11 protein-coding genes and 1 tRNA gene are annotated in these 12,804 nt (G+C 65.4%); 4 read left to right on the top strand and 8 right to left on the bottom strand.

Features of this window, described 5'->3' with window-relative positions; genetic code table 11:
• Positions 1-2 precede the first annotated feature (2 nt).
• A complete protein-coding gene (locus ICL81_RS03250; RefSeq protein WP_188033546.1) occupies positions 3-1,898 on the top strand; it encodes a SelB C-terminal domain-containing protein in 1,896 nt (631 codons plus the stop codon).
• On the opposite strand, the gene ICL81_RS03245 is transcribed toward ICL81_RS03250, so the two are convergent.
• The 4 genes from ICL81_RS03245 to ICL81_RS03230 form a co-directional block, all read right to left on the bottom strand.
• On the bottom strand, positions 1,895-2,392 hold the full coding sequence (locus tag ICL81_RS03245; RefSeq protein WP_188033545.1) for a YiaA/YiaB family inner membrane protein: 498 nt from the start codon (positions 2,390-2,392) through the stop codon (positions 1,895-1,897). The genes ICL81_RS03250 and ICL81_RS03245 overlap by 4 nt on opposite strands.
• 236 nt (positions 2,393-2,628) lie before the next feature.
• The gene (locus ICL81_RS03240) at positions 2,629-3,042 is read right to left on the bottom strand and encodes a DUF3151 domain-containing protein (RefSeq protein WP_188033544.1); all 414 of its coding nucleotides are present in this window, start codon (positions 3,040-3,042) and stop codon (positions 2,629-2,631) included.
• On the bottom strand, positions 3,042-3,530 hold the full coding sequence (locus ICL81_RS03235) for a YajQ family cyclic di-GMP-binding protein (protein ID WP_188033543.1): 489 nt from the start codon (positions 3,528-3,530) through the stop codon (positions 3,042-3,044). The genes ICL81_RS03240 and ICL81_RS03235 overlap by 1 nt, the downstream gene beginning before the upstream one ends.
• Positions 3,531-3,849: 319 nt before the next feature.
• Positions 3,850-3,937: transfer RNA gene (locus ICL81_RS03230), tRNA-Ser, on the bottom strand.
• 199 nt (positions 3,938-4,136) lie between these two features.
• On the opposite strand from ICL81_RS03230, the gene ICL81_RS03225 reads away from it, so the two are divergent.
• Entirely contained in the window at positions 4,137-4,784 is a 648-nt protein-coding gene (locus tag ICL81_RS03225; protein WP_188033542.1) for a lipase, read from the top strand.
• Positions 4,785-4,890: 106 nt separating this feature from the next.
• Here the strand turns inward: ICL81_RS03225 and ICL81_RS03220 are convergent, their stop codons facing one another.
• A complete protein-coding gene (locus ICL81_RS03220) occupies positions 4,891-5,934 on the bottom strand; it encodes an LLM class flavin-dependent oxidoreductase (protein ID WP_188033541.1) in 1,044 nt (347 codons plus the stop codon).
• Positions 5,935-5,965: 31 nt separating this feature from the next.
• The gene (locus ICL81_RS03215) at positions 5,966-6,634 is read right to left on the bottom strand and encodes an NADPH-dependent F420 reductase (RefSeq protein WP_188033540.1); all 669 of its coding nucleotides are present in this window, start codon (positions 6,632-6,634) and stop codon (positions 5,966-5,968) included.
• A gap of 143 nt (positions 6,635-6,777) precedes the next feature.
• On the opposite strand from ICL81_RS03215, the gene ICL81_RS03210 reads away from it, so the two are divergent.
• Together ICL81_RS03210 and ICL81_RS03205 are read left to right on the top strand one after the other, a co-directional pair.
• Positions 6,778-7,158: a helix-turn-helix domain-containing protein gene (locus tag ICL81_RS03210; RefSeq protein ID WP_353055405.1), complete on the top strand. Its 381-nt coding sequence runs from the start codon at positions 6,778-6,780 to the stop codon at positions 7,156-7,158.
• A 43-nt stretch (positions 7,159-7,201) separates the two neighbouring features.
• Positions 7,202-7,786: a hypothetical protein gene (locus tag ICL81_RS03205; RefSeq protein WP_188023642.1), complete on the top strand. Its 585-nt coding sequence runs from the start codon at positions 7,202-7,204 to the stop codon at positions 7,784-7,786.
• Here the strand turns inward: ICL81_RS03205 and ICL81_RS03200 are convergent.
• A complete protein-coding gene (locus ICL81_RS03200) occupies positions 7,775-11,416 on the bottom strand; it encodes a proline dehydrogenase family protein (protein WP_188033539.1) in 3,642 nt (1,213 codons plus the stop codon). The two genes, ICL81_RS03205 and ICL81_RS03200, sit on opposite strands and share 12 nt — an antisense overlap.
• Positions 11,417-11,490: 74 nt before the next feature.
• Positions 11,491-12,801, bottom strand: a complete 1,311-nt coding sequence (locus tag ICL81_RS03195; protein ID WP_251381729.1) for an NtaA/DmoA family FMN-dependent monooxygenase — start codon at positions 12,799-12,801, stop codon at positions 11,491-11,493.
• Between the last annotated feature and the right edge of the window lie 3 nt (positions 12,802-12,804).

Genomic DNA, 12,804 nt, shown 5'->3' with positions numbered 1-12,804 from the left:
CCATGTACGTTGTCGCTACCGCCGGACACGTAGACCACGGCAAGTCCACCCTCGTGCACGCTCTCACTGGCATGCAGACGGACCGCCTCGCAGAAGAGCAGCGCCGCGGACTCACCATCGACCTCGGGTTTTCATGGACCACCCTGCCTTCCGGCCGTGACCTCGCATTCGTCGATGTGCCTGGTCACGAGCGGTTTCTTGGCAACATGCTCGCGGGCGTTGGCCCGGCGCCGGTCGTGCTGTTCGTCGTTGCGGCAGACAAAGGCTGGCAGGCTCAGTCCACCGATCATCGCGATGCGGTGGCGGCGCTCGGACTCTCGCGGGCGGTGTTTGCGATCACACGGGCGGATCGCGCCCCCGAACAGGTAGCTGAGGTCGCTGCGGCGATCCGCGCCGAGTTTGAGGGCACTCCCCTGGCAGAGGCACCGATCGTGCCCGTCGGGATTCCCGGCGGCGGCACGGCACCAACCGGCACCGTTGAGCTGTTAGCAACGCTCGACGCTGTGCTCGCGGACGCTCCCGCTCCGCGCACCGACACCCGCGTGCGCCTGTGGGTGGATCGCGCGTTCACGGTCAAGGGTTCCGGCACGGTGGCGACCGGCACCCTCACGGCAGGCGCGCTGGCCAAGGGCGATGCGCTCACCGTCGTCAGCGAGTCTGGGATCCAAGACACCTCGGTGCGCGGACTCCACAGCCAGAACGCGGCAGCCGACCGCGTTGCTCCGTACGCTCGCGTCGCGGTGAACCTGCGAGACGGTGTCGCTGGTGCAATCGGCCGCGGTGACGCATTGGTCACCCCCGATGCCTGGTGTCTTGTGGACCAGATCGACGTGCGCCGCACCATGGGCCAGCCGTTCGCCGATGGCCCGCAGGAGCTCAATGTCCACATCGGTACCGCCGCCGTGACCGCGCGCGTGCGCCCCTTCGATGACGACCACGCACGCCTCACTCTGGAGCGAGTACTCCCCCTCGAACTCGGTGACCGGTTCGTACTCAGGGCGCCCGGTAGCCGATCGGTATTCGCCGGCGCTACCGTGCTCGATCTCGAGCCGCCGGAGCTTGGCCGCCGTGGCGCTGGCCGCGCACGGGCGACCGCGCTTGCGGCCCTGCCAGTAGGCGGATCGCCCCTCGCAGACGTTCGCCGCCGCGGCGCTATTCGGGTCACCGAATTGGAGCGTTTCGGACACGCCTCACTTGCGACCGTGCCGCAGCTTGCGCCAGACGCATCACACGAAGAGCGCCTGCGTGAGGTACGGATCGGCGAGATTCGCTGGTGGATCCACGGCCCTGCTCTCACCGCCTGGGTGCAGCGACTTCGGCAGGCCGTCACTCAGCAACGCAAACATGACCCGCTCAGCCCTGGCCTCCCTCACGGCGCAGCACGCGACGCGCTCATGCGCGCTGATGCACCGGCTGGCGCAGCACCAGGCACGTCGGCGGACGCGCCGACGATGCCCGACGCTTCGCTCCTCCCGCTCGTCGCGCACCACGCGAAGCTTGAGTCAACCGGTGGCGTGCTGCGCGAGCCCGGCGCGACCATCGATCTCGGCCCAGCTGAGAAGGGCGTGGCCGCGCTGGAACGTGGCCTTCGCACGCAGCCGTTCGCGGCTCCGGAGGCCGACGACCTCGCGCGCCTCAAGCTTGGGGCGAAAGAGCTCGCGACCGCAGAGCGTGCGGGACGAGTGATCAGACTCTCAGACGGAGTCATTCTGCTGCCACAGGCACCCGCGCTCGCGATGCAACGGCTCGCAGCGCTGCCCCAGCCGTTTACAACGAGCCAGGCGCGGCAGGCGCTCGACACCACGCGACGCGTAGCGATTCCGCTGCTTGAGCTACTCGATGCGAAGGGCTGGACGCGACGGGTTGATGGCACGCTCCGTGAGGTTGCGCGGCGTTAGTCACTCGCACCCCGCTCCGCAGTCTGCCGTCTCGCTTCGATCGCGTCAGGCCCGTACAGTTCAGGGTGCTGCGCTTTGTATGCGATGAGGTCGCGCACGTTCTTCTGCACGACCGTGACCGCAAACACTGTCATCGCAAAGGTCATGCCGTACAGTCCGTTCTCACTCGGCAGGAGCGGACTCTTCCACAGGCCCCACGTGAGCAGCACAATACTCAGGCCGAGGCCAAGCCACGAAACGCCGAGATACAGCGAGGTCACGGGTACGCCCTCGTGACGGTCGCGGACCGACTTCTGCAGCCCGACCGCGCTCACGACACCGAAGAAGAACGCGCCAAGGAAGAAGCCCTTCTCAAAAGGCTCCATGTCTGCCCGCCACAGACTCACGAAATACACGACGATGCCGAGCGCCAGCGCGGCCCATGATGCGCCGATGAACGCACTCGTCGGCTTACCAAATTGTGCCCGCTGGGCGGGGCTACTTTCTAGGGTCATGCTGAAGGCTCCTCATGTTCGAAGGTGGTTCAGCGTAGCCCGCTCATTCAACCGCAGTTCAAGCTCAAACGCGCGATGGCCGCCAATTCACACCAGGGTCGCCAACAGTTGCAAAGCGAGGCAGTAAATCACACATTCTGCGCACGCAAAAGCCCCCGGAAAGACAGTGTGAATAACTGTCTCCGGGGGCCAGCGCATGGGGCGCGCACGGGGCGCGCACGCGCGAGCAGAACTCGCTAGAGCGCTTCGATTGCGGGGATCGCTTCCGGATCCGCGCCATTCAAAAACTCAGTGAGGCGCTCGACCTCGCCGGTCTCACCGATCGCGGCGGCGCCACGGCGCAGCGCGAACAGCGCACGCAGCACACCACGGTTGGGCTCGTGCGACCAGGGCACAGGGCCAGCTCCGCGCCAACCTGACTTGCGCAGCGAGTCGAGGCCGCGGTGGTAGCCGACACGAGCAAAGGCGTACGCCTCAATCTCGCGGCCAGCAGCCGACGCCTCGTCTGCGAGCAGCGCCCACGCGAGGGGCGACTCGGGGTGTGCGCGCACGATCGACTCGAGGGAATCGCCCGCGGCGAGCGCGGCCTGCACTGCGGTGTCCTCGGCGAGGAGCGTGGGCTCGGGGCCGAGGAGGTTCTGGCCGATCATTAGCGGAAGTTCACGAACTGCAGCGCGACCTCAACATCTGCGCCCTTGAGGAGTGCGATGGTGTCCTGCAGATCGTCACGGCTCTTCGAGGAGACGCGCAGCTCGTCGCCCTGAATCTGGCTCTTGACCGACTTCGCACCCTCGTCGCGAATGAGCTTGTTCAGCTTCTTCGCAGTCGCCTGGTCGATGCCTTCCTTGAGCTTCGACTCGATGCGGTATTCCTTGCCGCTCGGGTAGGGCTCGGCGGTGTCAAGCGCCTTGAGGGAGAGTCCGCGCTTAATGAACTTGGACTGGAGCACGTCGAGCACTGCGTTCGCGCGCTCTTCAGTGTTTGCCTTGATCATGATCGTCTCGCCCGAGAGCGACACGTCAGCACCAACGCCCTTGAAGTCGTAACGCTGCTCGACCTCCTTGCGGGCCTGGTTGATAGCGTTTTCGACCTCCATCGAGTCGATCTTGCTCACTACGTCAAATGAAGAATCAGCCATGCCTCAAACTGTACCTTGTTGCGCTCTGCCCGTCCCCTCAACCCCGCGAAACCGACCGTTTCTGCCGAGATCGCCCCTTTCATGCGTATGAAAGGGGTCGCTGTGCAAGAAACGGCCATTTTCGCGGGGTTGGGGCGCGGGTCGGAGCGCAGGTTGGGGGCGCGGGTTGGGGGCGCGGGTTGGGGGCGCGGGTTGGGGGCGCGGGTTCGGGCGCGGATCGGAGCGCAAGCAGCGCGGATCCACCCAGGGCCACGCGCACGCGTCAACACAAACCAAAAGCCCCTCGCAGAAGTCGAACTTCTGCGAGGGGCTTTCCCTGTGGCGGAGGATAGGGGATTTGAACCCCTGAGGGCGTTAACCCAACACGCGTTCCAGGCGTGCGCACTAGGCCGCTATGCGAATCCTCCATGCTGGTGCGTGCACCAACAGGAGACCACATTACCTGAACTCGCACCGGCGACGCACATCGACAATCACAGAAAATACAAAGCCCCTGTTCACAGTACTTTTTCTCATTTCGGTTTGAATTATCACAGAAAGGTAACGCATACTGGTCAAGTTGTTTCCGCGACCGCGGGGACCGAAAACCGTTGAGGAGTCCACCAGGTGCGTTCACCGTTTAAGCCGCTGATTGTCGGAGTAGTCGCGGTCACCACCTTCTCCCTCTGCGCGGCACCTGCGTTCGCAGCAACCGGCTCTTCAGACGCTGTGGACTACTCGGTCACCCCGACCTCAACGGTGGCGGCTGTACCCGCAGCACAGACGTTTGAAACCACGCAGTTCGATTTCGAGGCTGACCAGCCTTCGATCCTCGAGCTCACCTCTATCTCCGGCAGCGCCGGTCACAACTTCGACGTCGACAAGGCAATCGCCGCTGCAGAATCGGAAGTTGGCACGAGCCGCGCAACCGGCTGGAGCGCCCCAGGCGAGTGCATCCAGTCAGCACGTCGCTGGCTTCTGGCGGGCAACGCGTACTGGGACGGCGGCAGCGACCCCGTCAGCGCATACCGTGACGCAGTGCGCCTCGGCATCTCCGACGCACAGCCCGGTGATGTTATTCAGTACGAGAGCATCGACTCCCCCACCTCATGGGTTTCGGGCGTGCACACGCTGCTCATCACCGGCGTGAACGGCGATGGCACGTACACGATCATCCAGTCGAACGTTCCCGGCGGATCTGGTCTCGTCACCAAGGTTGAGAACTGGACCCCTGAGCCTCCCGCAGACTTCCAGACGGTCGTCTGGCGCTTCTAAGCACCAACGTGCGGCGCTAGCTACACTCGCACACACAGACGCAAACGAGCCGCTCGGCCATCACCAACCGAGCGGCTCGCTCTTTTCTCCCTCCTCGCGCGCCGCATTACTTACGCGCAAGAAGTCTTTTCACTCGAGGTGCCACTTCAGTCGCGAGCAGCGTCAGCGACTCAATGAAGTGTTCCTGCGGCAAGCCACCGACGTCCATCTGGAGGAAGTGGCGCGTGTGCCCCATGTGCCCGTGCAGCGACGCGATGCGCTCCGCAATATCATCAGGAGCACCAACGTAGAACCCACCAAGCGGGCCCGTCTGCGCCTCGAACGCGCTGCGTGGCTGCGCCGGCCAGCCACGCAGTTTGCCCATTTCAAGCGTGAGGTTGTGCCAACCTGGGTAGAAGCGGTCGAGCGCCTCCTGTTTGGTCGGTGCGATGAGACCGAGCGCGCCCACCGACACCTGCACGCGGTCACCTGTGTGCCCAGCCTGCTCTGCCGTCTTGCGGTAGAGATTCGCGAGCGGTGCGAATCGGTGCGGTTCACCGCCAATGATGCCGTACGATACTGGGATTCCCAGGCGTCCCGCACGAGCAGACGACTGTGCGTTACCGCCCGTCGCGAGCCAGATGGGGAGCTTCCCCGCGGCCGGACGCGGAACGACCGCAAGCTGGTTAAGCTCCGGGCGCACCGATCCGCGCCATGAGACGAGGCCGTCCTCGCTTTCGTTGATCTTCAACAAGAGGTCGAGCTTTTCGGAGTACAGCCGGTCGTAGTCTTGGAGGTCGTAGCCAAAGAGGGGGAAGGTTTCGACGGAAGATCCACGCCCAGCGGTGATCTCCACGCGGCCGCCACCCGAGATCGCGTCGGCGGTGGCGAACTGCTGGAACACCCGTACGGGATCGTCCGTGCTGATGATGCTCGCGCCGCTACCAAGAACGATCTGCTTGGTCGCTGCCGCGGCCGCCGCGATGAGCGTGCCGGGCGCGGAGGCAGGCATGCTCATCGTGTGATGCTCACCGATGGCAAAGTAGTCGAGGCCGACACTATCCGCGTGGACGATTGCGTCGAAGAGATTGCGGATCGCTCCCGCGGTATCCGTCTGCTCGCCGTCGGCAGTGAACTGCGTATCACCGAAGCTGTAGGCGCCAATCTGCATGGTGTGCTCCTGGGTTGAAGGGTCTGTGTCGTTATTGCTGGGTCGCGCAGTGCGCGTCAGCGAGGTCTCGGAGCTCGGGCGCCGTATGGCGTGCGCCAAAGAGCGCGGATCCCGGCTGGAACAGCACGCCTGAAGCGAGCGGCCCGGTGGGCACGGCGTCGAAGCCGATCCCGTCAATGAAGCTCGCGACCTCGGCGACGGCTTCCGGATCATCGCCCGCGATGCCGAGCGCCCTGCGCGCGGGATCGCCAGCAGGCGCATCTGGTCGCGCCTCGAGTTCGATGTCGTGGTAGCCAATGTGATTGAGCGTTTTTACGATGGCGGATCCGCCGAAGTGCCCGCGCACCACCGCGCTGGTGCCTGCCCCGCCGTCGGCTGCAGCCTCGGCGAACTCAGGAAGCAGGCCGTCGATCGGCTCCCAGTAGTTCATGGTGTCGATCACGACCTTGCCACGCAGCAGCTCTGCGTCGACCGTCGTGTGCTTATGAAGCGGAACAGCGACGACCACAATGTCGCCGTGCTCCGCCGCTCCACGGGCATCCATGGCACGCGCGCCGGGGGTCACGATTTCTGCGAGCAGTTCGAGGTCGGCAGCCGGCCCCGAGCTCGCGATCGCAACGTCATACCCCGCGGCGATCGCCACCCGCGCAATGGCGGATCCGACCCGCCCCGCACCCAGGATGCCGATCTTCTGCTGCATGGTTCACGCTCCGTTTGGTCTGTGATGCGCACCTCCGTGAGGCCGCTCCGCCGGTAGCTCCGGCCTGCTCACTCCAGCATGACCCCGTCTTCCCAAAACCGCGAACACTGCGTAAGCTACTTACTAATAGTTAGGAGAAAGACGTGACCGAGCACAGCATGTTGCACATCAACGAAGAGGAATGCCGCCGTTTTCAGTCAGCGGCAGAGCTTGCGGGCCGCAAGTGGAATGCGGCGATCCTGCTCGCTGGCGCACGCGGCGCACGCCGCTTCTCCGAGTACCAGCACCTCATCAATGGCATCTCTGACCGCCTGCTCTCGGCACGCATGAAGGAGCTCGAAGGCGAGGGCCTGGTGCGGCGCGAGGTGCAGCCAACGACGCCCGTCACGATCACCTACACGCTCACCAAGTCAGGCCTGCAGCTCATTTCACTGCTGCACCCGCTCGTGAACTGGAGCCGCGAGCACACCGAAGAACTCACGCGAAACGTCGCGCCGACGACTGCAGCCCCACTCGCGTCATGAGCAGTTCATAGAGAAAATCTAGCTGCGAGGCTAACCTGGTGACATGAAGAAGTTTGTCACTACGTTTACTCTGATCTCTTCTGCCGTTCTGCTCGCCGGATGCTCCAGCGCAGCCGACCCCTCCGACACCGCAGCCGGATCGGCCGATACGAACCCATCAGCCCAGCAAGACACCGGCGCCAATGACGGCACCTTCTCGATCGAGAAGATCACCTCGTGCGACCAGGTCGCCGAGGCCGTCGCCCCGTACATCGAAGGCCTGGTACCTCTCGAGGGCAGCAACGTCAGCTCAACAAGCGTCTACTGCTCGTGGGGCAGCGGCGAGGCAGGCACCGACCTCTCTGACATTCGCGGCGTCGATGTCACACTCACCCCAACCCCAGAGCAGCCTGACTTCAGCATGCTTCTCGACATGAAGGGCACCGAAGCACTTGCAGACCCCTGGGTTGCGGAGCAGGGTGGCACCGCCTTCGCGCACACCGTCGACATTGGTCTCGTTGTCACCATCGGCACCACGGTCTGGGTGCCTGGCGTAGAGGTCTCCATTGCTGGCGGGAAGTGGGATGGCGTTCCATCGCTCGACGGCCCGGCAGGCATCGAGGTCGCGAAAGCGCTCCTAACTCAGTAGCTCGTCGAGGCCAGGCACCTCGTGGGCGAGTCCGTGACGCTCAGCACGGGCCGAGATCGCCTGCTCGCGTAAGAACACGAGCAGCTCGACCGGACCCGCCATCGTCACGGACTCTGCCCAGAGCGCCGCACGGTCAAGCCCGCCCATCCACTCTGCGACGCGCACACGATCGCCGCCGATGAGGCGGACGCGATCCGCCGCAATGCCCTCACCAGCCGTCGGCCCGCTCACTGCGATGCGCGCAAGCCAATCGTCATCAGTTTCACGGGAAACATCGATGCCCTGGGCATCGAGGAAGGCGAGAAGCTCGCCCGGCAGCACTTCCCCGGTCGACACCTCAATGGGCGATCGAGCGAGGAATGCGGCAGCGAGCACGCGGGTGAGGCCGACGACCGATCCGCCCTGCGCAAGACGCACCTGGACAGCCACCGGCCACGCGCGGCGCACGTTGCGCTCAATGCCGAGCCCGATCTCGTCCTGCACAACACCGAAGTCGGTGCGCCAGGTGAGCTGGTCATCGAGGGCGGCGCGGCGCAGCTCATCAAACGACTCGTAGGTGATGTCGGCCTGCAACAGCTCGATAAGGCGGCCGATCTCGGGGTCGAGGCCGCGCAGGTGCAGGGTGTCGCTGCGGGTGCCGCGGCGACGGGTCCACGACCCCTGGCCTACGAGCCAGTGCGGGCCGCCACTGAGCACGGGGAGCCCCATGACCGAGTCATCCCAGCCGCCACGCGGCTGCCGTTCGATCACGTGCGAGCCGAGCGGCCGGTTCAGCATGAGCGATGCCGCGCTCACTTCTTCCAGCCAGGTCTCGATCTCGCGCGCATCCCAGGACTGCAGGCCAGCTGTGGCACCGGTGCCGAGGGCATTCTGCTGCGAGATCGCCTCGCTCAGCATGGAACTCGTCGAGATACCCAGCACGGGCATGCCAACCGCGTCGACCCAGAACTGCGATTTCGGCGAGACACCGATGCGCACGCCGGGGCTCCACAGGCGACCGTCCTCGCTGAGGAGGCGCGGCTCAACGAGCCACTCCTCACCGCGACCAAGCTCAGTGAGCGCGCGCAGGCCCGCTTCGGAGGGTGCAACCGTGAGCGGTCCGACATCGTAGGCGAGCGGATCCGCACCCGCCGTCGGCCGCGCAACATCGCCAACGCGCAACGACCGCACGGCATCTGCGAGCGATTCGCGGAAGGACTTCGAACGACCGACGCTGCCGAGCAGAATTGCGCGATTCATTGACGCGAGCGAGCTGCCATCGGCGCGGAACGCCGAATCCACCAGGTCGGTCACCGCGCGATCAATCTCGGCGGTCGGCGTAATGAGCATCGACGAGCCTGACACGAAGTGCCCCTCAACGCGCAAGTCGGGGCGGTGGCGCGCAAGCTCACGACCGAGCGAACGGCGACCGAACACGACCGCACGATCAACCATGGGGCTCGCACCGAGCGCCGCCAGGGTCTCTTCGACGCTCAAACCAACGACGCGGATCGCACCGGGCGTCAGACCGCCAGCCTCCCACTCCTCAACGCACGCCTGGGCGGGGAACACGAGTGCAGCGGGCACGGCCCACAGCACGCCGCTGCCCGCGGCGAGCGCCGCAAGCACCGCCCCCGACTGCACGCCGAGCGAGGCCTGTTCGTCGCCGAAGACGAGTACGAGGCGGTCGGGCACGAACGTCGCGCCGCGCATAGTCTGGAGCGCCTCGGCCTGCTGGGCGGCGTAGCGGGCGGCGTCGATGATGAGGTTCACCTGCGCGTCGAGCACGCGGGCGGGGGCGCCCGTCGCAGCTGCGAGCTCGGTGAAGATGCGGTCGCGGGCTGCCGCGGTTGCGAGTCCGGCACGGCGTAGGCGCACGGCGCGGATCGAGTGTGACTGGCTCGCCCACTGCGCGGCTGATTCGCGCGCCGCGGCTGCTGCAGCTGCGGGATCGAGGTCTGCAGCCGAGAGCGCGATCGTCGCGTCGGCTGCCTCGGTGCCAGCGGTCACAGACGCAGATCGCACCAGCAGTTCACGCACCCACGTGCGGTTTGCCGCGACGCAGGCATCGGTGAGCGGCTCGTTCGCGAAGCCGGATGCAGAGACCGCGGGAATCGTGCGCGTGGGAGCAAACTCCTCAAGCGTGATCTCGCCCGTCTCCTGGTGGTTCAGGCCAAGCACGGCTGCCGTCAGGCCGCCAGTGTCAAAGCGCGTGGTCTCGTCTGGCGCCTTGTAGAACAGGGCACTATCGCGCTCACTCGGGTCCCACTCGCGCGCACGGTGCTGCGTGCGGTGTGAGGCAGGGGCTGGCAGCTGCGCAAGGTCAGCAGATTCCAGGAATGCTGCGTCGGGGTCTGTTGCGAGATCCGCGGCCGCAAACTCTGCAATGTACCCCACGAGCACGTCGATCGCGCCCGCGTGCTCGCCACGGGGAAGCAGCGGCAGCAGGAGCTGCACATCGGCGTGCGCACGGAGCTCCTGTGCGAGGTGCGACTCAACGCCGCTCCGCAGCCGGAAGCTGTACAGCGCCGTCGACTCCAGCACCTCGGCGACCTCGACGGCTGCCGCAGCGATGCGCGCGTCTTCGGTCGCGATGACGGGGCGGATCACGGCCGCACGACCCGGGTGCAACACCAGCTCAATGAGCCGCAGGAACTGGGCGTCAGCCTCGACCTGATCTTCGATCACGGGAACGGCAAGGCCGGTGAGAATCGAGCGGATCCGCTCACGCGCCGCCACCTGCGACTGACCAATGACCACCTCAAGTGGTACGCCACCCTTGGCAACGTGCGACTGCGCGAAGCAGTGCAGCTCTGCATACAGCTCCCGCGATTCAGGCAGGTCGCTCGGCAGGCGCACGCCGAAGCGGAGGCGCTTGGCGTCTTCGTTGCCGAGCACGCCGCGGACGATCGTGGGCAGCACGCGCACCCAGGCAAGATCGGTTGGTTCAAGCGTGAGCGTGACATCGTGGTCGACGGCAGCCTCCGCGAGCGGTTCAAGCGCCGCGATGGCGAGCGCAGCGTCGGCATCAATCGCCCACTCTCCCCCGCGCGAGCGAGCGACGAGGCGGCCCGGATCAATCGCCACCTGACGCACGGCAGCATGCTCGATGAGCGCCAAGAGTCGCTGAGCCTCGGTCGCTGTACCAGCGTTGCCGTGGATCGTATCGCCGAGCAAGGTGACGACCGGCTCAAGACCGTCGTCAGTGATCCCGCGCAAGAGTTCGGTGACCCCGGTGAACTTGGCAGGGTTGGTCTTGGTTGGCGCTGTGACGCGCACGGTCGCGATCAGCTCAGACGCACGGCCAAGTAGATGGCGTCGCGCAAGCGGCTTCACGAGCCACGGTAGGCCGAACGACACCGTGCCACTCGCGCGCAGCAGCAAGCGATCCTTCATCGGCATCGAATCAGGGATGTTCTGTGACGCATCGCGCAAGCCGTTTGCGGCCGCAAACGCGTCTTCGGTGCCGAACAGCACCTCGACGAGGCGGTTGACGAATTCTCGCTGTGACGGGTCGCCTGCGATGCCGGCAAGCAGGTTCGCGTCTGGAGTTTCGGCGGATCCGCCCACCTTCCCGGCCTCCCGCCATCGTGCCGCGCGATCAACAATCGCGGGTACGCTTGCCGCCCTAGGGAACACCTGCTCTGCCATGTCTTTACCCTAAAGCGCGAAGCGACACAGAGGGGCGCGAAACACGCGGATGTTCGCTGTGTGTTCTGGGGCGCTCAGTTCATACCGAGTGTCCCGCGCAGCGTCGAGTGCGCGTACGACTGCCTGAATACTCCGCGTCGCTGCAGTTCAGGCACGACACCGTTCACGAAGTCTTCGAACGATGCGTGGTAGAGCGCAGGGAAGATAATGAACCCATCGGCCGCCTCGGTGCGGAAGAGGTGCTCCAGCTCGTCAGCAATCGACGCCGGTGACCCGACCAACTGCGGATGCAGCTGGTTCATTGCCTGCTCAAGCGCGAGATCGGCAACCGTGAACGAGCGCCGCTCACTCACCGCACGCAGCATGTCCTCGAACCCGGTGCTTCCGGTCGCGCCGCGGTGCGCATCGAGCACGTCGACGGCCGATGCCGCCAGGTCGAGCGAGTCTGCGTGTAACAGTCGCTCAAGTTTCGTCACCGCTGCGGGGAGATCGATGGCCGCGCGAAGCTCCGCGAGCTTCGCTGCCGCCGCAGCATCAGTGGACCCCACGATGGGTTGCACGCCCTGCAGCACCCTGATGGAATCTGGGTCACGTCCGTAATCACGCTGCGCGCGTTCTCGGAGTTCGGTGCGCAGTTCGCGCATCTGCTCGGCAGAGTCGCCAATCGCGAACACGACCTCTGCCCAGCGTGCAGCGAAGTCACGGCCACGCGGCGACGACCCCGCCTGCATGAGCACAGGCTCACGCTGTGAGCTGCTCGGGAGCGTGAGCGGGCCGCGTGAGCCAAGTCCCGCGGGGATGCGGTGCACACGATCCGCATCCACAAATTCACCATTTGCCTGATCGAGCACCATCGCATCGGGTTCCCACGACTGCCACAGCGCCCGTACCGTCTCAACGACCGAGTCAGCATGATCGTAGCGGTCGGTGGGCGATGCGATCGCCGCGTGCCCCATATTGCGCGCCTCAGCGTTGGTCGTCGAGGTGACGATATTCCAAGCGACGCGACCGCCAGAGAGATGATCGACCGACAGCAGCTGGCGTGCGATCGCATACGGCGGCACAAAACTCGTTGACACGGTCGCCCCGAGTCCCAAATGGGTCGTTACCGCGGCGACGTGCGAGATGAGCGTCACCGGATCGAAGTAGATGCTCCCCTTCCCCGCCGTGCGCAGCGTGGTGGCAAAGTCACCGTGTCGATCCTCAGGCACCGCGAGCGCATCCGCAAAGAACATCATGTCGAAGCACCCGCGCTCCAGGATGCGCGCGAGGTCAGTAAAGAACTTGCCGCTCAGCCAGTCAGTGCGCGAGAGCGGGTGGCGCCAGTTCTCTGCGTACTGACTCGTTGGCGGGTTCACCATCGCCACGAGGTGCATCTGCGTCATCGC

The organism is Leucobacter sp. cx-328 (assembly GCF_014530035.1).
In the GTDB taxonomy this organism is placed as follows: domain Bacteria; phylum Actinomycetota; class Actinomycetes; order Actinomycetales; family Microbacteriaceae; genus Leucobacter.
This window is presented reverse-complemented; position numbering and strand designations above follow the sequence as displayed.

Excerpts from the sequence above, each read along its gene's own strand:
- ICL81_RS03220 (WP_188033541.1), bottom strand. The coding sequence starts at position 5,934 with ATGCAGATTGGCGCCTACAGCTTCGGTGATACGCAGTTCACTGCCGAC.
- ICL81_RS03250 (WP_188033546.1), top strand. The coding sequence starts at position 3 with ATGTACGTTGTCGCTACCGCCGGACACGTAGACCACGGCAAGTCCACC.
- ICL81_RS03200 (WP_188033539.1), bottom strand. The coding sequence starts at position 11,416 with ATGGCAGAGCAGGTGTTCCCTAGGGCGGCAAGCGTACCCGCGATTGTT.
- ICL81_RS03205 (WP_188023642.1), top strand. The coding sequence starts at position 7,202 with ATGAAGAAGTTTGTCACTACGTTTACTCTGATCTCTTCTGCCGTTCTG.
- ICL81_RS03215 (WP_188033540.1), bottom strand. The coding sequence starts at position 6,634 with ATGCAGCAGAAGATCGGCATCCTGGGTGCGGGGCGGGTCGGATCCGCC.
- ICL81_RS03245 (WP_188033545.1), bottom strand. The coding sequence starts at position 2,392 with ATGACCCTAGAAAGTAGCCCCGCCCAGCGGGCACAATTTGGTAAGCCG.
- ICL81_RS03235 (WP_188033543.1), bottom strand. The coding sequence starts at position 3,530 with ATGGCTGATTCTTCATTTGACGTAGTGAGCAAGATCGACTCGATGGAG.
- ICL81_RS03240 (WP_188033544.1), bottom strand. The coding sequence starts at position 3,042 with ATGATCGGCCAGAACCTCCTCGGCCCCGAGCCCACGCTCCTCGCCGAG.
- ICL81_RS03195 (WP_251381729.1), bottom strand. The coding sequence starts at position 12,801 with ATGACGCAGATGCACCTCGTGGCGATGGTGAACCCGCCAACGAGTCAG.